Raw genomic sequence first — 19,382 nt, 5'->3', positions numbered from 1 at the left:
ATTCAATTAGTCAGAAATGGCGGGAGTCAACAATGGACGGTAATAACGCGACACATCTTACGATGGCTAAAGCGTTTTTTGGGACGAATCATGCGTTGTTCAATATGTTCAATATTAATGTCGGCGCCGTGAGCAATGGTCATGCCGAAATGAGCATGCCCTTCTCTGAACAACTGGCGGACCGTAAGGGTGCGCTGCACCGGGGAGCCCTGGTAACACTGCTTGATACCACGTGCGGCTTGTCTATTTTTTCATCATTGCGCTCTTTGGAACCAATTGCCACCATTGATTTGCGTGTCGATTTTCTACGTAGCATTCCCGCGGCAATGGGTTTAAAGGCTGTAGTGGATTGCATCGGCAGGACAGATACAGTTGCCTTTATTACCGGCCGTGCGTTTGCAGAAGAAAGTGGCGAACTGCTGGCAACAGCGGCTGGCTCTTTTGCTATTGGCACAATGGGGCCTGCCTTTGACAATGAAGTGCGAGACCACTGATATGAGTATTGTAAAGCACAACAGCGCCGATACACCCGGCACCGCGGCCCTGAGCCTGTATGACGAGCCGTTTGTCGAGTTTCTGGGTTTTCGCGAAGAACTGCAAAATGGAGAAACACGCTACTTTATGGATTTCCGTGATTCGCATATCGGCAATCCCATGATTGGAACCTTTCATGGTGGCATTCTTGCAAGCTTTGGTGAAGTGGCTGCAGCAGCCTATCTGGCCCGTCAGCGCGGCGATGCTACGCTTCCCTTATGCTCGACAATGACCTTTGATTACCTGCGGCCAGCGTTTAAGGGAACTTTGCAGGCCATACCCAGCATTGTTCGTGCTGGCCGGCGCATTACCACAGTATCCGTTCAGTTACTGCTTGATGACAAGCTGGTTTGCATCGGCCGTTTTCTGTTTACGGTTGGCCGCAAAGACAATAAAAGCAACATCTAGCTCGTCTGCTATCCTTGGGAACATTAAGATTTGTGCTGATATGCTGCTAAATTTAAATCGTTACTAAGTTTAAATCGTTGCTAAGTTTAAACCCATGCTCAGTTTAAACCCATGTCACCGGAGTAATTCCACCGAAGTTTTAATCCTGTGTATACAAGCGCAGCGGCAAACTACGTCTTAATGAAAACAGCGCCTCAATGAAAACTACTGGTTTTTACTGACCAAAGCGGCAAGTTTGTATTGACTTGCCGTTATTGGTTTGAATGGGCTGCCCTACCTGATGATACGCTCAAATGCCTCTGGCCTATGCAACGGATTCAGCTCACTCATCAATTTGGCAAAATGAACTCTGCCGAGTCAACCCAATATTTTGCTGCAATGCCATAAGGTAGTGTGCACGCTTGCGGTTTAACTAATGATTTTTGCCAGTTTAAGGCAAAAATGATTTGCCGAGTGATGCCGGGAGATTCATCCGCAATAATTTATGGTCACGGGAAATCATCACCAGCACTATAATGGTTGCCAGATACGGCAGTGCCGCCAGTAACTCGACAGGCACCTCAACCCCCAATGCCTGCGCATGAAATTGCAGGATGGTCACTCCACCAAACAAATAAGCCCCGAGCATCAGGCGCAGCGGCTTCCATGTTGCAAATACCACCAGTGCAATGGCAATCCAGCCACGACCTGCCACCATGTTTTCTACCCAGAGCGGCGTATAGACCGTAGATAAAAATGCCCCGCCAATTCCGGCCATCGCCCCCCCAAAAAGTACCGCACCATAGCGGATGGCTAGTACACGGTAGCCCATGGCATGTGCTGACTCTGGCGACTCGCCCACTGCCTTGAGCAGTAGCCCCAAACGGGTTTTTGCCAATACCCACCAGACCAGCAACAGCACAATCATCGACAGGTACACCACATAGTTTTGGTGAAATAGAACCGGGCCAATAAAGGGAATTGTAGACAGGCCGGGAATGCTTAACGGCTGTAAACCGGGCAAACTGGTACTGACAAAGCTTTGCCCGATGAACGCCGACAGGCCTACCCCAAAAATGGTGAGTGCCAGACCACACGCAGCCTGATTGGCAGCCAGCCCTGGCTGGCAATGTATTTAGCAATTGCAAAAGGCTGGTGAACGTTGGAGAAGTTTTAAACATGAACAGCGCTGATTGCACTAAAAATCCGCTTATAGGTGAAATTACTACAGCACAGCACCCCATTGCTGAAAACGCACCGCCGCGTCTGGAACTGGTCAATATCACCAAACGCTATAACGCGCTGCTTGCCAATGACCATATCAGTTTAAAGGTGGGGGTGGGCGAAATTCATGCGGTTCTGGGTGAAAACGGGGCAGGCAAAAGTACCCTGATGAAAATCATTTATGGCGCGGCCACAGCTGATGAGGGTGAAATCATCTGGAATGGCCGTTCAGTCAGCATTGAGAGCCCGGCAGCAGCGCGCCGCATAGGAATTGGCATGGTGTATCAGCATTTTTCCCTGTTTGAAACCCTGACCGTGGCGGAAAATATCGCGCTGGGACTCGAGGGAAAATTTGAGCTGGCGGCACTGTCAGCCCGGGTGATTGAGGTATCGGAAAAATATGGCCTGCCGCTTGATCCCAAACGCACTGTCCATAGTTTATCGGTTGGGGAGCGGCAACGGGTAGAAATCGTACGCTGCTTGCTACAAAACCCGGCACTGCTCATTCTGGATGAACCAACCTCGGTATTGAGATCAGCTCTGCATCGTTACACGGTGTTTTATAAGAAATAAAAGAAGCAACCTCTATGCCACGCCAGCAAAGGGGCTACACTATGCATAGTGGTTATACTGAAACAGGCATAATGACTCAAACAGCAGCGTGCTGGCCTGATACTGGCTAATTGCTGGTCATGCCTTAGCGCTAACTGTTCAGGCCAAATGTTCAAGCCAAATAATCAAGCCAAATACTTAAGATAGGTGCATCATGACCATGCAATGCAGTAATACTCAGGACAGGCTATAACAACTAATTGAACAATTGCCCAAAACCGAACTGCATCTGCATATTGAAGGCACGCTTGAACCAGAACTGATGTTTGCACTGGCCCAGCGCAATCATGTCAATTTGCCTTATGCCAGTATTGACGAGTTACGCGCCGCCTATGATTTTCATAACCTGCAATCTTTTTTAGACCTGTATTACGCTGGTGCAGCCGTGTTGCTGACCGAGCAGGATTTTTATGACCTGACCTGGGCTTATCTGCAAAAAGTCCATAGTAATCACGTCGTCCACACGGAAATCTTTTTTGATCCGCAAACCCATACCTTGCGGGGTGTACCGTTTGCCACCGTGTATCAGGGCATTCGCCAGGCATTAGATGAGGCACAGGCACAATGGGGCCTGTCATCCAGACTGATTATGAGCTTTTTAAGGCATTTGACTGAGCAGGAAGGTTTTGAGATTCTCGAACAGGCTTTGCCTTTTCTGCATGGCATAGATGGCTTCGGGCTGGATTCCAGTGAAAAGGGCCATCCACCGGCCAAGTTCGAACAGTTGTTTAAGCGTTGCCAGGCATTAAACCTGCCCTGTGTGGCACATGCCGGGGAAGAAGGCCCTGCTGAATATGTGCTGGATGCGCTGCATCTGTTGAAGGTAAAGCGCATTGATCATGGCGTGCGCAGCCTTGAAAATGATCAGCTGCTCAAGCAACTGGTGGCTGACCAGACACCCCTGACGGTATGCCCACTGTCAAATATCCGCCTGAAAGTTTTCCCTTCCCTAAAGCAACATCCCTTAAAGCAGATGCTGGATATGGGCTTAATGGTCATGATTAACTCGGATGATCCGGCCTACTTTGGCGGTTATGTGAATGACAACTTTAAAGCCTGCACCACGGCGCTCAACCTGTCTGATCAGGATATCGTGCAACTGGCCAGAAATAGTTTTATTGCCTCCTGGCTAAGTGATGCCGAAAAAGCCAGACAGCTGGCAAAAATTGATCAGATCTGGCAAGCATGGAAGCTGACGGGTTAATTTTTTTGATCTCAATCCAAACCTGCCCAGGTTTCTCAGGCAGGCTCTTTGATTTACCATAAGACCCAACTTAGCCTAAGCCGGCTGTTATTCCCAAGTAGAAATGTCCTACCTAATAACCAAATAGAAATGTCCTATACAGACATTTCCAAGTCAAGCACAGGATTCAGATTTCGTTGTTGAATTGCTGTTTTCTGTGCTCGTCTACGTGGCATAGATTGAGAACGACTTCGTTTGTTTTGCTGTTCCAGTTCTTCATGCTGTTGCTGGATATGGGCCAAGACTGAACTCAAACGTTTATTCTCAACAATCTCTCGCTGGTTCAGCTGACTTAATTTATCGAAGATGCTGTAATTGATTTTTCTTCCCTGATATTCAATGGCGACCGTACCGTCTGGGTATTCTAGAAATTCAATGTATTTACCCATGAGACTCTGGTTTTCTTCTGTATTTTCCAGCAGATAGACGCATTTATCATAAGTAATCGTCAGGCTATTCGTGACTCTGCGAGGTTCACGCCAGGTAAAAATATCATCTAATTCTTCGGCTGTTTCAGTGACAGTCCGATGTAGATTCTTAGGATTAAAAGCCATCTTGGCGAACTTCTGATTGAACTGCTCAATGAAGCAGGGTAGCCAGACATTAGCTTGCTCAATCGAACAGATGCCTTTCAGGCGCATCTCCTTGATCAGACGGTCCTGAAGGGTTCTGTTGGCCCGTTCCACACGGCCTTTGGCCTGCGGTGAATTAGCGAAGATGATATCGATATTCAGGGTGCTGAGTACACGTCCAACCTGGGTAATCTTGGTGTCTTTCTTGCTGCTTTGATTCACTCTAAAGACTGAATGTTTGTCGCTGTAAAACGCTAAAGGCTTACCGTGCTGTTCGACATATAAACGTGTTGAAATCATATAGTCAAAGGTTGATTCTGACTCACAGAAGCGTAAATGCTGCAATTTTCCTGTAGCATCATCGATAAACACCAGCAGACAGCATTTAGCAGCGCGTCCTTCAAACCAGTCATGGTGTGAGCCATCAATTTGGATCAGTTCACCATAACAGTCCCGGTTGTAACGAGGCTGATACGGGCGTTTCAGACGCTTGGCGCGAGGAATCCATAAATCAGCTGCAATCATCCAAGAACGCAGGGTTTCTACTGAAAGATCGAATCCATGTACGGTGGTGAGCTTTTCATGCGCTAAAGTGGGTCCGAAACCATGGAGTTGGTCAGAAACAATATTGAGGCACTTGAGTCTGAGTTCTTCAGGAAGTTTAGAATTGCTGATTTGGCCACGACCGGCATGGGCTAATGCAGCTGGACCTTGGGCTTTGTATTTCTGCAGTAAGCGTCTGATCTGACGTTCTGAAATATGAAGTAGCTGAGCAGCCTGGGATTGAGTTATGCGTTGATCGCAGATTTCCTGCAAGACCGACAATCGTTTAAGTTCTTTATCCGACATAGACACCAACATATCAAACCGTCCGCTAAGGAAATTGCAAAAGTGCATATTCTAAAAGCGGACATTTTTACTTTGGAGAAACCGGACATTTCTATTTTGGAGTTACAATTTAATGTCGTATAACACTAATTATGTTAAATAAGGTGTGGAACAGCTTTGATCCCAGAGGTACTATAATTACATTTGGCTAATTTGGTGTATAGCCCTACTCATGCCAAATGCATAAACATATAAAGTCATTAGTCCCGTTGTAAGACTTACTCAGTGCTCGCATGGTAACAGCGAGTTTTGTTTTCTAAAAATATGTTAAATAACTTTATAAGAATAAGGTTATTTAACATATCACTTAGGGCTTTCACGCTATGTCTATTTAACCAACAATAACTAGGCAATAGCCTATTCTAGACATAAGATAGTGACGTAATTATGAGCTTTTAGCCTTCACAGCGATGACTATATAATTTTCTCCTTCTGCTTTTAATTCAAAATCAACTTTGTCTCCTACGGTTAAACCACTTAATAAAGCCGGGTTGGCGACTTTAAAGCCCATAGTCATTGCTGGCCATTTAATTGCAGGAATTGCTTCATGGTCGAGTGTTAGAATATTTTCTTTCGTATCAATAGCAGTAATCACACCAACAGCTTGAGCTGTTGCAACTGTAGATGACTCTTTACTCATCTGCTCCATCGGTGCTTCCGCTTTCTTTTGCTCTGATGCCTCATTTTTGCTACATGCACTTAACGCAGCAACGGTTGCAACAAGAGCCACAGTTTTCATAAATTTCAACATAATAAAACCTCTTTTGACGAAATAATAAAACTATCAATTCTTTGATAGTTTTCTTTTGATTAAAAGCTGATATGCCGCAGGGATAACAAACATAGATAAGAGAGGGGCTGAAATCATGCCCCCAACCATAGGTAAAGCAATACGACTCATTAATTCAGAACCTGTTCCAGTCCCCAACAGAATAGGGATTAACCCCGCCAAAATGACAGCGACTGTCATTGCTTTAGGGCGAACACGTAGCACGGCCCCTGTATGAATTGCCTCATTGAGTTGTTGCTCTGTTAAGGATGCCGTTGAAGAAGATAGGCTTTGCTGTGCATGCTCAATTGCTTGCTTTAAATAGAACAACATGACTACACCAAACTCTGCGGCAACACCAGCAAGTGCAATAAAACCAACAGCAATCGCAACCGAAAAGTGATAATCACTCAAGTACATAGCCCAAATACCACCAATCAACGCAAAAGGTAGTGTTGCCATAATCAGAACAGCATCTTGTACTTGCCTAAAAATCAAATAGAGCAATAGAAAAATGATCATCAAAGTAATTGGAATAACAACTTTTAAGCGAGCATTCGCACGCTCCATGAACTCAAACTGTCCTGAATAGCTAATGCTCATGGCAGAAGAACGTTTTACTTTTTGGTCTATGGCCTGCTTCAAATCTTGTACAACCGAAGCTAAGTCACGTCCTTGTACATCGACATAGACCCAACCACTTGGACGGGCATTCTCACTTTTAAGCATTGGCGGCCCATCTGTAATTTGAATATTAGCAACACTACTCAAGACTATTTGTTGACCAGATTCTGTTAGAATCGGTAAATTTCTTAAGGCTTCCAGTGAATCTCGAATCTCTCGTGGGTAACGTACATTAATGGGATACCGTGCCAAGCCTTCAACAGTTTCACCAATATTTTCCCCGCCAATCGCTGATGAGACGATTTGCTGTACATCTTTAATATTGAGACCATATCGCGCAGCCTGCATACGGTTAATATCGACATCAACATATCGACCACCTGTGAGCCGTTCAGCTAAAGCTGAACTAACACCGGGCACCTGTTTAGCCACTTGTTCAATTTGCTGTGCTACCCGATCAATATCTTGCAGATCATTTGCTGAAATCTTAATCCCGATTGGACTTTTCACCCCAGTTGCCAACATATCAATCCGGTTACGGATAGGTGGCACCCAAATGTTTGTTAAACCCGGTACTTGGACTGCCTTATCTAGTTCTTTTATCAATTTGTCAGGTGTCATACCTGAACGCCATTCAGACCGTGGTTTGAACTGAATCGTGGTTTCAAACATTTCTAATGGTGCAGAATCTGTGGCTGACTCAGCGCGACCAGCTTTACCGAATACTGTTGCAACTTCAGGAACGGTTTTAATCATTCGATCAGTCTGTTGGAGTAGCTCAGAAGCTTTTGCTGCGGACAATCCCGGTAAAGCTGAAGGCATATACAGTAAATCACCTTCATCCATATTGGGTAGAAACTCCCCACCTAACCGTGTTAAAGGGAAAAGACTAATAAGGAAAATTAGCAATGCACCAAGTAAAATTGTCTTTGGATGAGCTAAAACCTTATCCAACATAGGGCTGTATATTTTGATCAGAAAACGGTTCAGTGGATTACGCTGTTCAGAAGGTAATTTCCCTCGAATCCAATAACCCATTAAAACGGGAATCAAGGTAATAGATAAACCTGCTGCTGCTGCCATTGCATAGGTTTTAGTAAATGCCAGTGGTGAGAACAAGCGACCTTCTTGTGCCTGTAAAGTAAAAATAGGAATGAAGGATAAGGTAATGATGAGTAGACAGAAAAATAAAGTTGGCCCGACCTCACTGGCAGAACGTGTAATGATGTTCCAACGGACTTGTGCTTCCAAGACTTGCTCAGGATGTTCGTGTTGCCAAGTTTCGATATGCTTATGTGCATTTTCAACCATTACAATTGCAGCATCAACCATAGCGCCAATCGCGATAGCAATACCACCCAACGACATGATATTGGCATTTAGCCCTTGATAATGCATCACCAAGAAAGCAGATAAAATCCCAAGCGGCAAAGAAACAATAGCCACCATTGCTGAACGTAAATGCCAGAGGAATAGTCCACAGACTAAAGCCACCACAATGAACTCTTCAATTAATTTATGGCTGAGATTTTCTACTGCTCTATCAATCAATTGACTGCGATCATATACAGGAACAACTTGTACACCTTTCGGTAGACTTTGTTGTAATTCAGCTAGCTTCGCTTTCACAGCAGTAATCGTTTCACGTGCATTTTTACCTGCTCGTAAAATCACGACACCCCCAACCGTTTCACCTTGCCCATTCAATTCACTGATGCCACGACGCATTTCTGGACCAAGTTGAATAGTTGCAACATCACCTAAAGAAACAGGAACACCGAAACTATTTGTTCGTAGTGGAATCTGGCGAAAATCATCTAAAGTTTTTAAATAACCAGAAGCTCGCACCATATATTCCGTTTCAGCCATTTCTAGAACTGAACCACCAGTTTCCTGATTAGCCTTTTGAATCGCCTCAATGACATTGTTTTGTGTGACACCTAAAGCAGCCATCTTGCTTGGGTCTAAGATGACCTGATATTGCTTAACCATTCCCCCAATTGTGGCAACTTCAGCCACATTAGGTAATGTCTTCAGTTCATATTTTAAAAACCAGTCTTGTATGCTTCTCAGCTCCGAAAGATCATGCTGTCCTGTTGGGTCTACCAATGCATATTCATAAACCCAACCAACGCCAGTGGCATCTGGTCCCAATGAAGATTTCGCATTTGCAGGCATTTTCCCTTGAATTTGATTTAGATACTCCAATACACGAGAACGGGCCCAGTAAAGGTCCGTATGCTCATCAAAGATGACATAAACAAATGAGTCACCAAAAAAAGAATAACCGCGAACAGTTTTAACACCAGGTACCGATAACATGGTTGTTGTTAAAGGGTAGGTCACCTGATTTTCAACAATTTGTGGCGCCTGACCAGAAAAATTAGTTCGAATAATTACTTGTACATCAGACAAATCTGGTAATGCATCGACCGGAGTATTCTTTACGGCCCAAGTTCCCCAAGCAGCCAGAATTAAAGCGGCTAACAGGACAAATACACGATTCGCAATTGAAAAACGAATAATACGGGCAATCATAATCGTCCTCCCGTTTAGTTCTTCATAGATGTCATAGACATCTTGGAAATGTCAGAAATAACGTAAGTATCTCTAGCATGTGTAAAACTAAAACGGACCTGATCGCCTTGCTGAATTTGGGTAAATGGTTGCACTGGTTGTTTAAAGCTCATAGTCATAGCCCCCCAACCCAACTCAGGAATCGCCTGATGTGAAATGGTAATGTCTTGAGCTGTGACTTTTTCAACTTTACCAATGCCTTGATATATTGATGTCTTAACCACTTGGGATGAAGTCATCGATTGTCCAGTGTTCAGCTTATCCAATACACCTTGTAAATTTGCTTCAGAATCAATCAGGAATTGCCCTGAAATTACTACCTTCTGACCAGCTTTCAACCCTTGTAGAATTGCAATTTTATTGCCATCACTTTGACCTAACTGTACTACAACAGGTTCAAAACGTCCTTGCTCATGCCCTACAATGACAACATTCCGAGTACCTGTCCGTATAACAGCTTGCTCTGGTATAACCAAACTGCTTTGAGGATTATTTATTATATTGACAGAAGCAAACATCCCTGGCTTAAGTTGACCACTAGGATTTGGTAATTCAATCCGAACTTTAATAGTTCTTGATGTTGTATCTAAGGTAGGCAAAATGTCGATAACTTTGCCAGCTACTTTTTGAGAAAAAGAAGCAAAATTGGCTTCTACACTCATACCTCGTTTGATTTCAGCAATTTGTTTTTCAGGAACGGCTGCCTCTAGCCAAATCGGGTTGACACCTTTAATTGTGGCCAAGGTTTGTCCCATAGCCAAAGCCATACCATTACGGACTTCTAGTGAATCAATAAATCCACTAGTTGGAGCTTGCAAAGTTATATTAGATTGCACTCGACGAGTTCGCTCAACTTGATGAATCACATTTTGTGGTATTCCTAAAAGCTGTAAACGTTGACGGCTTGCTTGAATAAGGGAACGATCTCCAGTACGGAGCACAGCTAAAAATTCAGTTTGCTCTCCAGTCCATTCCGGTATTGAAATATCAGCTATAGGGTTTCCTTCGGTCACCATATCTCCAACAGCATGCCCGTACACTCGCTGAACAAAGCCACTTGCTCTAGTTTGTAAAATAGCTGTTTGCCGTTCATTTGCTTGTAATATGCCATTAGTAAACATGGCATTTCCAATTACAGCCTGTTCAACTGTGCCGTAACGGATGGCTAAATTTTGTTGGAGGGATGGATCAATCTTAACCGCAGGATAACTGTCTTCAGTCATCGTAGTATTTTCATTTGCATATTTAGGAACCAGTTGCATGTCCATAAATGGCGATTTCCCCGGTTTATCAAAATGCTGTTCAGGCTTCATTGGGTCATACCAATACAACACTTTGGCAGCCTGTTGCGGACCTGATTGAGGATTGTATTTCTGATGTGCAATCCAGTATCCAGCGCCACCACCCGCAGCCAGACTAATTACCGCAACGCCCATGACAGTAACTGCTAATTTATTTCTTAACATTATGGCTGCCCCTCAACATGGTTTAAGGTCGGTTCTTCAAAGGCATAATAAAGTTGGGCTTTAGTCACAGCCTGTTGCTGTTGGAGATCAATGAGACGCAAACGCTGTTCTAAAAGAGCTTGTCGAGCAGCAATAACATTAGATAAATTACTTTTACCTGCTTGATAGCTTGCCAACTGTAAACCCACTTTTTGTTTAGCGAGTGGAATACTTGTTTGCATCGCACGTCTAATTTGCTGATCAAGTGCATCAAGATCGGATAACCCATCATCTAGCATAGTGAGATGGTCACGGTATTGGACTTCTTGATCGGCAGTAATCCTGTTTTGTTCGGCTAAAGCTGCCCGAATGAGTGGACTACTACGTCTTTTTGAAAACACAGGAAGCTCTGTTGTTAGTTGCACCCCGATCATATCGCCAAATTCGGGTGCTCGATGCTGATAAGCAAGTTCAATACCCCAATCTGGTTTCTGTAAAGCCTGAGCTTGCTTCAGTTTTGCTTCAGCAGTTTGCTTTTCTGCCTGAAATGCTTTTAATTCAGGATGTTGATGCAAATGATGATATAGCTTTGATCTATCAAGGTAGATAGATGGTGCTTGGTCAGGTAAGGTTTCAATTTGAGAGAGATTTTCAGTAGGTTCTGCACTGACTAACCGATGCAACTCCAACTTGGCTTTATTTAAATCACGAAGTAAATCATCCTTCTGGTCAAGCAATACCGTGGCTTCTTGTCTTGGATCAAGTGCATCGGCAATGATTGTACGACCAGAGATGACCTGTGTTTGAGTAATTTGAGAAAGTAATCGATTCTCTGAAAACAGTTCATCGTATAGTGCTAATTTACGTTCAAGATAAAAGCGCTTAAGCCAAGCAGATGCGACTTTCTGACGCAACTCAATACGCAGAATCTCAGTTTGAGCATTGGCCGAACCTAGTTCAGCTTTTGCTAAATCGACCTCAGCTTGTCTTTTGGCACGATTTGGAAAATCTTGCATCACGCCAATTTTCTGCATAGTCATACCTTCGCGTGTGACTGACCATGCGGCATCGCCGGATACAGGGTAATTATCTAAACCTACAAATAATTTAGGGTTGGGTAAAATCCCTGAAGCTGAAACTACATTCTCGGCCCCTTCAATCTGGGCGCTATTTGCTCTTAGGGTAGGTGCATATTGCTCAGCGAGATTCAAAGCTGTATCCAAGGTCAGTGGCTGGGCATAGACTTGGCCATAGACCAGAGAAAAACAGATCACACCTATCGGCCATCTCACCCTGCGAGATAGCTTTTCTTTATAAAATTTCATATTTTTAGCTCTAAAATGATATACACGCGCACGCGCAGAACATCCATAAAAATGCTATGAATGACGATGAATCATTAAATTAGATAGAGCGTGGAGGTTTCCAGAGAACAGAAGGAAAAGGAGCAGGAAGGTTTTGATCCAGAGAATAAAAAGCCGATCGCTCTATAGGAGGGAACACCTTTGCGTACAGAAATTCTTGCGGAGAAGGGGTATACGCAATCTTGGCAAAAGACATAATGCACTCCTGCTCAGACATACAGGATGGATCATGTAAAGATTTTTTGGCCTTTGTCTCTACTTTCATACAATCAGTGTGCATTGTATCCTGATTTTGAGATGCTTCCATTGGTATAGGTTGCATCTGTTCAGATGGCATTAAACACCGCTTATGTACAGACGAAGCAACAGCAGCCGATCCGACGAACAGGATAGCAAACGATAAAAACAGCGATAGGCATGTCTTTAACCACTGCATAGATTTAGACCAAAATTTAAGCTTTTTTAGTTTTACAGATTCGAAATTAAATAGCAATAATTTCATGAATGATAGCCAAAGCTATCATTCATGATACTAAGTCATATTACCTTAAAAAACTAATTCGATACCTGCACCATATTTCCAACCTTTTTCAGACTCAGTAGCTTCTTGCATACTAGTCGCTTTTTGTCCTTTTTCATATTGATAAGCCACATCAATAAAAGGTCTGATTCTTTTAGTTATCTCATACCGCGTTTTAATACCAGTTTTTAATTCTGATAAACCTGATTTAGCAGCATAGTTAGAATCATCACTAAATACAGCATCTACTTCTAGGTAAGGTTGGGTAATCAATTTCTGGGTTAACAAGAAATCACGTTCGACTTCAAAACTTGCTCCCCAAAAGTTATTTTCCCCACCATATAAATAAGCTTGGGTTTCAAAGAAATAAGGTGCTAGCCCTAATACCCCAATAACACCATCAACTCGATCGCTGTTGCTGTTATTTTTATCTTCACTGTATCTCACCCCAGCTTGTAAATCCCAAAAAGGTTCTACATTGCGGCTATAAAGTGCTGACACATCATATTTGGGGTCATGGCTTTCTGGCTTATCCAAATTCGCTTCAATAAATAGACGATTTTCATCTGTTCCAATTAAAGTTTCAAACTTTGTTCCTAGGTTGCCCTTACCGTCTTCATCAACCATCCATTCATTTTCAAATTTTGTCGTTTGATAAATTTGTCCACCATGTTCTTTAAGATGATTGTCATGAGGTGAGTTAGAGTTCTCAAGCGCAATCTGGACACTCTTATCCCCCATATTCGCATTTTCCATTGAATAATATTCTGGATAACGCTCTTGAAGGGAATACTTTAATCCTCCAGATTCCTGTAAAAGAATTTTCATATTTTTTGTAATATTACTGTCTTGTACAGGAGTTTCATTTTTAGCGAACGTTAGATTTGATAATCCAAATAGCGCAATCATCAAAGTTGTTTTTGAAAACAAATTATTAGTGATGTGCATGTGGATTTACTCCCTTCTCATTTACTTGGGACTGAGGAACAGTCTTTGTAGAATTACCATCTTCCACTTGAGCTACAATGAGTTTATTCATCATTCCTGCACTCATATGGTAAAGCAGGTGACAATGAATAGCCCACTCACCTAACTCATCAGCTGTGAGTAGAGTGGTTATCGTTTTCCCAGGTGGAACAATTACCGTATGTTTGTTTGGCATATTGCTTGGATCCTGACCATTCTCAAGCTGCATAAACATGCCATGTAAGTGCATTGGGTGAGCCATCATACTGTCATTGACAAATTTTAAGCGAATACGTTCACCATACTTCACCACTAGTGGGTCGGCTTCATTAAATTTTTTACCATTTATTGTCCAAATATAACGCTCCATGTTTCCACCAAGACGGATCTCTATTTCACGTTCAGCTGCACGAGTGTCTTTTTGAGGATCTAACGATTGCAAATCACTATATTGCAATGCTTTATTACCTTCAGGTGTTGAAGCATTTGCCCATCCAAATACGGTATTATCATTCTTGTCTGAAGCCGCCTTAACAGTAGCGCTATTCATCGGCATATCATGATCCATACCTTTCATAGAAGACATATCATGATCCATACCTTTCATTGAAGACATATCGTGATTCATGCCTTTCATAGAAGACATATCATGATTCATATCTTTCATTGAAGACATATCATGATCCATACCTTTCATTGAAGACATATCATGATCCATGCCTTTCATAGAAGACATATCGTGATTCATATCTTTCATAGATGACATGTCATGGCTCATCCCCATATCTTCCATAGTTAATAAAGCACGAGGGCGAGATTTAGGCATCTCAATTTGTTTGACTGCTGGGCTGCTTTCTTCATGTAATGTTCCCACTGAAAAACCGGTACGATCAATAGATTCAGCTTCAATTTGGTAATGTGCTTGTTTTGGTTCCACAATGACATCATAGGTTTCAGCAGTACCAATACGGAACTCATCTACAGGAACGGGCTTTACAGGTTGACCATCAGCACTGACTACAGTCATTTTTAGGTTTGGAATGCGTACATCAAAGAATGACATAGCGGAAGCATTAATAAAACGAAGGCGAACTTTTTCACCAGCTTTGAAGTTACCGGTCCAATTTTGCTGAGGTGTTTTGCCATTCATTAAAAATGTATAACCAGTCACATCGGACATATCTGTTTTCAACATCCGCATCTGATTCCACATAGAGCGGTCTTGCCAAGTTGCCTTTAATCCATCACGTTTAACTTGTTTTAATACATCGAATACTGTTTCGCGACGGTTCTGATAGTAATCTGCTTCTTTTTTAAGATTTTTCATAATTTGATCACTTGTTGAATTATGAAAATCAGAAAGCAAAACAACGTAATCTTTATCGGTTTTTTCAGCAGCTGTTAGTGGAATTTTATCTTTAGGATAAATAACAAAAGCACCATATAAACCGTCTTGTTCTTGTCCTTTACTATGTGAATGATACCAATAAGTACCATTTTGGCGGACTTTAAACTTATATTCATAAGTTTTATTAGGGGCAATGCCATTAAATTTGTTAAATCCAGGTACACCATCCATAATTCCAGGTAATAATAAGCCATGCCAATGGATTGAAGAGTCCTGATTTTTTAACTTATTGTGAACACGGATAACGGCCTCATCACCTTCTTCAAATTCAAGAAGTGGTGCAACGAATTTACCATTTACAGTAATTCTCTCAACTGGTTTTCCTGTGATATTTACAGTTTGTTCAGCGATTGTTAAATCATATTCTTTAACTGCCGCCATTACCCAAGTTGATGAAAATAAACCAACTCCAATTAAGAGTATATGACTTAACTTTTTTGACATTCTATCTCACCTTTAGAAAGGTCAAGATTGAAGTAATAAAGCAAATATTTAGTATAAACTTTAATACTTCTTTCTCGCTATTTATAAAATTATTTATTGCTACTAGGCATATTCATCTTTGAATGATCCATTTTAGAATGGTCCATATTCATCATAGAATGATCCATTTTTGACATGTCAGATGAGTTAGGAGACTGATGTTGACTATGATCTTGCTGAGTCTTGTCATCTTTTTCCATTTTACAAGGTTTTGTACAAGGTTCCTGTGCTTTTACCGTTTTAGTGGCACTTGAGGTTGATACATCTTTTGCCCAAGATTGAGTACCAGCAATTAAAGTTCCAGCACACATTAAAATTGTTAGACTACGACGCACTACAGTTTTCATAAGTTTCTCTAAAAGTTAATTTCTTGCTACTACAATAAAGTGAAGCACTGAACATCTAAGTGACTTGAAAATGACATATTTGTAATCTATCTCGATCAGATGTTTTATAACGTTATTATAGTTTTAATGAATGACTTAGGATTCGGAAATGAGAATACTATTAGTTGAAGATGAACAAAAAACTGGTGATTATCTCAAGCAAGGTTTATCCGAAGCTGGCTATATTACGGACTGGGTCACCGATGGGATATCGGGTCAGCATCAGGCTCTCACAGAAGAGTATGATCTGATCATACTTGATGTGATGCTACCCGGCATGAATGGCTGGACAGTTCTTGAAGGGATTCGCCGCAACGGAAAATTAATGCCAGTCTTATTTCTTACAGCAAAAGACCAAATTGATGATCGGGTTAAAGGGCTGGAACTTGGTGCGGATGACTATTTGGTCAAACCTTTTGCATTTGCCGAGTTATTGGCGCGCGTTAGAACCTTGCTTAGGCGTGGCCAGCAGCTTCGAGAAGATGATGTAATCTGTGTGGCAGACTTGGAACTTGATTTAAGAAAGCGCCGGGCAACACGTGCAGGACAGCGCATTGACTTAACGGCTAAAGAATTTGCATTGCTGGAGTTATTTATGCGCAGGCGTGGAGAAGTATTGCCTCGTTCGCTTATTGCCTCTCAGGTCTGGGATATGAATTTTGATAGCGACACAAATGTAGTTGAGGTGGCCATTAAGCGGCTACGTAGCAAGATTGACAATAATTTTGATACCCGGCTTATTCAAAATATACGTGGCATGGGTTATGTGCTGGAGGTTAAGGATGACCCCGTTGCTTAACGCAATTAGCTTAAGAATAAGTCTTATTTTTTCACTGTTCACTATCGTTATTTTGCTGATTATGGGCATAGTGATTCATCAATTAGTCATGCACCACTTTGAACAGCAGGATCATACGCAACTTGAGGGTAAAGTAGAACTTATCGAGAATTTGTTAAAGCAGTACCACAATAATGATTTATTCCTGACCACACAACTTGAAGATGCGTTGGTTGGCCATCACGGGCTTATGGTACAGATCGAACGGCCGATCGGACACTTGTTGCTCAGCTCGCACCCTCCCCTCATCTCCAGTAAATTGCGCTTACAAGATGCAAAGAATCCATTGACCGAATGGCAGACTAATGGACACAATTTTCGTGGCCTGATCGTTACCAGTCCTCACACAAAATTAGCGGATAGTCATCAAATTATCCTAGGAATAGACACCACCGAACACCAACTTTTTCTAGATGATTTTCGCCAGCAGCTGTTAATTATTGGTAGTGCTGGCACCTTAACGCTTATGCTTTTAGGATGGGTTGCCGCCCGGCGAGGAATTCGCCCAGCGCATACTATGGCCAGAGTCGCTGAGGGTATTTCCGCTCAGGACTTAACAGGTCGGCTCGAAGTTAATCACATCCCGGTAGAATTAAGATCTCTAGCGATTGCCTTTAATGAAATGCTAGATCGATTGGAATCCGCAGTAGCCAGGCTTTCTGATTTTTCTTCTGATCTAACTCATGAGCTAAGAACACCTATCAATAATTTAATGACCCAAACTCAGGTCTGCCTTTCCCGAAAGCGAGATATTAGTACTTATCAGGAAGTACTATTTTCTAATCTGGAAGAATATGAGCGCTTGGCACGTATGATTTCTGATATGTTGTTTTTGGCTAAAGCAGAGCATGGTCTATGTCTACCCAATTTGCAGCCAGTAAAATTGGATCAGGAAGTACAAGCCCTTTTTGAGTTTTACGATGCTTTGGCCGCGGAAAAAGGAATGAAGTTAGCTTCTTCCGGTAAAGCAACCATTCAGGGCGATGCACTTATGTTAAGGCGTGCCTTAAGCAACTTACTCTCGAATGCACTCCGCTATGCTAAGCCAGGGACTGATATTCATGTAGTTATCGTTCAGCAAGCCTCATCAACAATAATTACCATACAAAATGAAGGGCCAACCATCAGTAAAGACCAGCAGCAACGAATCTTTGATCGCTTCTACCGGACTGATGCATCCAGACGAAGAACGGATGAGGGAGCAGGCCTGGGACTGGCAATTACCAAATCAATTGTAGAGGCGCATGGCGGTTGTATCGAGGTTGATTCAGAACGTGAAAAGACGACGTTTAAGATTAAATTATTTAAACAGGCTTCATGAACAATCAAATACCTGTAAAAATAAACTTAACCACAAAGTGCTTATCCTAAGTCAAGCTTTCGGCTAATAAATGATGTTTTCCCTACGCCATGAGTTTGCTGGTAGGGGTAAAGCAAAAGTTTATAAATGACATAAATGTAATTTTACGGTCACTCCTGCGTTACTTAGGTCTAATATAATTCGGTTAAAATATAATTTTCATTTTAATGATAGGGCAATTACAGGTTTTAAAAATATAATTTCTTGGAGATAAATATCCAATATTTTAAATACGAAAGATTACTACTTAAATATATTTTAATTTAATACTCAAAAATCAGACTTTATTTTAAGTAATTTAAAGGAGAGGATTTAAATAAAAATATGTTTTTTATTTATTTTTCGCACCTTATCTCTATTTTAGCAAAAAATACCAATAATACCTACAATCACGTCTCGTCGAAAATCTTTGAATTTTTATTTATCTATAAGAGAACCAAAGGATGCTTTCTTTGAAAGCATCCTCTTTATATAAAAGCACCAGTCTTAAGCGGCCATTTTACGGCATTCGGCAGCACATTTACGGCAAGCTTCTGCGCATTGCTGGCAGTGTTCGACCTCATGCTTACTACACTCTTCCGCGCAGTAATCGCACATTTTAGCGCATAATTCACATATTTCCTTGGTAAAAGGTGAATTTCTTTGTTGGGCGTGCGCACATAAGTCGCAGATATCAGCGCAATCCAAGCATCGCTTGATACATTCACGCATCATTTCAACTGAATCCTCATCCAGGCACAAATGTGCACATGAAGTGCAGGTTAAGGAACATAACACACAGGCTTTCGCACATTCTGAAAGGTTAATACTATTCATTTATACTCTCCAAATTTAAACATCAAAATTGATATATCGAATAAGCTAAATAAAAAAACCCGAATACAGAATATGTATTAAGTTACTAAGCGTAAAATTTATTAAATTTACCAATATTTTAATTTAAATTTTAGTCCCAAATAATGTAAAAATATTTTTTATAAGACTAGCCAACTGTAATTTAGCTCTAATTCGGCTTTACCAAAGGATTGGGTATAGCCCTAAAATTAAATAAATTATGAGAAAGTTCTTGTCGATAGTTCGCCTAATGACAGACCTCTAAACGTCCAATCTTAATATTTAGGACATATTAAAAATGACAAGAATGTAATTTTTTAGTCATTCAGTCGTCGTGCTCTGCTTTAC

Annotated in this window: 15 protein-coding genes and 2 pseudogenes; 6 read left to right on the top strand and 11 right to left on the bottom strand. The window is 41.8% G+C overall.

Features of this window, described 5'->3' with window-relative positions; translation table 11 throughout:
• The first annotated feature begins 32 nt into the window (after positions 1-32).
• Entirely contained in the window at positions 33-494 is a 462-nt protein-coding gene (locus Q337_RS0113335) for a PaaI family thioesterase (RefSeq protein WP_026472013.1), read from the top strand.
• 1 nt (position 495) lies between these two features.
• Positions 496-942 (top strand): PaaI family thioesterase, encoded by a 447-nt coding sequence (locus Q337_RS0113330; RefSeq protein ID WP_026472012.1) that lies wholly within the window; start codon positions 496-498, stop codon positions 940-942.
• A gap of 430 nt (positions 943-1,372) precedes the next feature.
• Here Q337_RS0113330 and Q337_RS17810 read toward each other — a convergent pair.
• Positions 1,373-2,038: pseudogene (locus Q337_RS17810) on the bottom strand (ABC transporter permease); the annotation flags it as partial.
• 95 nt (positions 2,039-2,133) lie between these two features.
• On the opposite strand from Q337_RS17810, the pseudogene Q337_RS0113315 reads away from it, so the two are divergent.
• A pseudogene (locus Q337_RS0113315) lies at positions 2,134-2,676 on the top strand (ATP-binding cassette domain-containing protein); the annotation flags it as partial.
• A 289-nt stretch (positions 2,677-2,965) separates the two neighbouring features.
• Positions 2,966-3,961 carry an adenosine deaminase gene (locus tag Q337_RS0113310; RefSeq protein WP_407636783.1) on the top strand — a complete coding sequence of 332 codons (996 nt, stop codon included), beginning with the start codon at positions 2,966-2,968 and terminating at the stop codon, positions 3,959-3,961.
• A 134-nt stretch (positions 3,962-4,095) separates the two neighbouring features.
• Here the strand turns inward: Q337_RS0113310 and Q337_RS0113305 are convergent, their stop codons facing one another.
• The 9 genes from Q337_RS0113305 to Q337_RS0113265 all read right to left on the bottom strand — a co-directional run bounded on the left by Q337_RS0113305 (position 4,096) and on the right by Q337_RS0113265 (position 15,963).
• Complete coding sequence (locus tag Q337_RS0113305; RefSeq protein WP_084494850.1) at positions 4,096-5,421, bottom strand: ISNCY family transposase; 1,326 nt, start codon at positions 5,419-5,421, stop codon at positions 4,096-4,098.
• 424 nt (positions 5,422-5,845) lie between these two features.
• Positions 5,846-6,211 (bottom strand): copper-binding protein, encoded by a 366-nt coding sequence (locus tag Q337_RS0113300; protein ID WP_026472008.1) that lies wholly within the window; start codon positions 6,209-6,211, stop codon positions 5,846-5,848.
• Positions 6,212-6,244: 33 nt separating this feature from the next.
• Positions 6,245-9,391 carry an efflux RND transporter permease subunit gene (locus Q337_RS0113295; RefSeq protein ID WP_026472007.1) on the bottom strand — a complete coding sequence of 1,049 codons (3,147 nt, stop codon included), beginning with the start codon at positions 9,389-9,391 and terminating at the stop codon, positions 6,245-6,247.
• Positions 9,392-9,405: 14 nt separating this feature from the next.
• Complete coding sequence (locus Q337_RS0113290; RefSeq protein ID WP_026472006.1) at positions 9,406-10,896, bottom strand: efflux RND transporter periplasmic adaptor subunit; 1,491 nt, start codon at positions 10,894-10,896, stop codon at positions 9,406-9,408.
• Positions 10,896-12,200, bottom strand: coding sequence for a TolC family protein (locus Q337_RS0113285; protein WP_026472005.1), 1,305 nt, complete (start codon positions 12,198-12,200; stop codon positions 10,896-10,898). The genes Q337_RS0113290 and Q337_RS0113285 overlap by 1 nt, the downstream gene beginning before the upstream one ends.
• Before the next feature lie 79 nt (positions 12,201-12,279).
• The gene (locus tag Q337_RS0113280; protein WP_004942894.1) at positions 12,280-12,741 is read right to left on the bottom strand and encodes a hypothetical protein; all 462 of its coding nucleotides are present in this window, start codon (positions 12,739-12,741) and stop codon (positions 12,280-12,282) included.
• 45 nt (positions 12,742-12,786) lie between these two features.
• On the bottom strand, positions 12,787-13,707 hold the full coding sequence (locus Q337_RS0113275) for a copper resistance protein B (protein ID WP_026472004.1): 921 nt from the start codon (positions 13,705-13,707) through the stop codon (positions 12,787-12,789).
• Positions 13,694-15,577 carry a copper resistance system multicopper oxidase gene (locus tag Q337_RS0113270; protein WP_026472003.1) on the bottom strand — a complete coding sequence of 628 codons (1,884 nt, stop codon included), beginning with the start codon at positions 15,575-15,577 and terminating at the stop codon, positions 13,694-13,696. Before Q337_RS0113270 ends, Q337_RS0113275 begins: the two co-directional genes overlap by 14 nt.
• Before the next feature lie 89 nt (positions 15,578-15,666).
• The gene (locus Q337_RS0113265) at positions 15,667-15,963 is read right to left on the bottom strand and encodes a hypothetical protein (RefSeq protein ID WP_004281865.1); all 297 of its coding nucleotides are present in this window, start codon (positions 15,961-15,963) and stop codon (positions 15,667-15,669) included.
• A 148-nt stretch (positions 15,964-16,111) separates the two neighbouring features.
• Between Q337_RS0113265 and Q337_RS0113260 the strand changes: the two genes are divergently transcribed.
• Complete coding sequence (locus tag Q337_RS0113260; protein WP_026472002.1) at positions 16,112-16,801, top strand: heavy metal response regulator transcription factor; 690 nt, start codon at positions 16,112-16,114, stop codon at positions 16,799-16,801.
• Positions 16,785-18,161 carry a heavy metal sensor histidine kinase gene (locus tag Q337_RS0113255; RefSeq protein ID WP_026472001.1) on the top strand — a complete coding sequence of 459 codons (1,377 nt, stop codon included), beginning with the start codon at positions 16,785-16,787 and terminating at the stop codon, positions 18,159-18,161. Before Q337_RS0113260 ends, Q337_RS0113255 begins: the two co-directional genes overlap by 17 nt.
• Before the next feature lie 525 nt (positions 18,162-18,686).
• On the opposite strand, the gene Q337_RS0113250 is transcribed toward Q337_RS0113255, so the two are convergent.
• Positions 18,687-19,016, bottom strand: coding sequence for a four-helix bundle copper-binding protein (locus Q337_RS0113250; protein WP_084494847.1), 330 nt, complete (start codon positions 19,014-19,016; stop codon positions 18,687-18,689).
• Positions 19,017-19,382: the final 366 nt, after the last annotated feature.

The sequence above is a fragment of the Alkanindiges illinoisensis DSM 15370 genome (assembly GCF_000619845.1).
Classification (GTDB): Bacteria; Pseudomonadota; Gammaproteobacteria; order Pseudomonadales; family Moraxellaceae; genus Alkanindiges; species Alkanindiges illinoisensis.
The sequence above is the reverse complement of the archived record's forward strand: the minus strand, read 5'-3'. Positions and strand labels throughout refer to the sequence as shown.

Bases quoted from the DNA above. Each gene is read 5' to 3' on its own strand.
- Q337_RS0113335 (WP_026472013.1), top strand. From the start codon at position 33: ATGGACGGTAATAACGCGACACATCTTACGATGGCTAAAGCGTTTTTT.
- Q337_RS0113330 (WP_026472012.1), top strand. From the start codon at position 496: ATGAGTATTGTAAAGCACAACAGCGCCGATACACCCGGCACCGCGGCC.
- Q337_RS0113305 (WP_084494850.1), bottom strand. From the start codon at position 5,421: ATGTCGGATAAAGAACTTAAACGATTGTCGGTCTTGCAGGAAATCTGC.
- Q337_RS0113300 (WP_026472008.1), bottom strand. From the start codon at position 6,211: ATGTTGAAATTTATGAAAACTGTGGCTCTTGTTGCAACCGTTGCTGCG.
- Q337_RS0113295 (WP_026472007.1), bottom strand. From the start codon at position 9,391: ATGATTGCCCGTATTATTCGTTTTTCAATTGCGAATCGTGTATTTGTC.
- Q337_RS0113290 (WP_026472006.1), bottom strand. From the start codon at position 10,896: ATGTTAAGAAATAAATTAGCAGTTACTGTCATGGGCGTTGCGGTAATT.
- Q337_RS0113285 (WP_026472005.1), bottom strand. From the start codon at position 12,200: ATGAAATTTTATAAAGAAAAGCTATCTCGCAGGGTGAGATGGCCGATA.
- Q337_RS0113280 (WP_004942894.1), bottom strand. From the start codon at position 12,741: ATGAAATTATTGCTATTTAATTTCGAATCTGTAAAACTAAAAAAGCTT.
- Q337_RS0113275 (WP_026472004.1), bottom strand. From the start codon at position 13,707: ATGCACATCACTAATAATTTGTTTTCAAAAACAACTTTGATGATTGCG.
- Q337_RS0113270 (WP_026472003.1), bottom strand. From the start codon at position 15,577: ATGTCAAAAAAGTTAAGTCATATACTCTTAATTGGAGTTGGTTTATTT.
- Q337_RS0113265 (WP_004281865.1), bottom strand. From the start codon at position 15,963: ATGAAAACTGTAGTGCGTCGTAGTCTAACAATTTTAATGTGTGCTGGA.
- Q337_RS0113260 (WP_026472002.1), top strand. From the start codon at position 16,112: ATGAGAATACTATTAGTTGAAGATGAACAAAAAACTGGTGATTATCTC.
- Q337_RS0113255 (WP_026472001.1), top strand. From the start codon at position 16,785: ATGACCCCGTTGCTTAACGCAATTAGCTTAAGAATAAGTCTTATTTTT.
- Q337_RS0113250 (WP_084494847.1), bottom strand. From the start codon at position 19,016: ATGAATAGTATTAACCTTTCAGAATGTGCGAAAGCCTGTGTGTTATGT.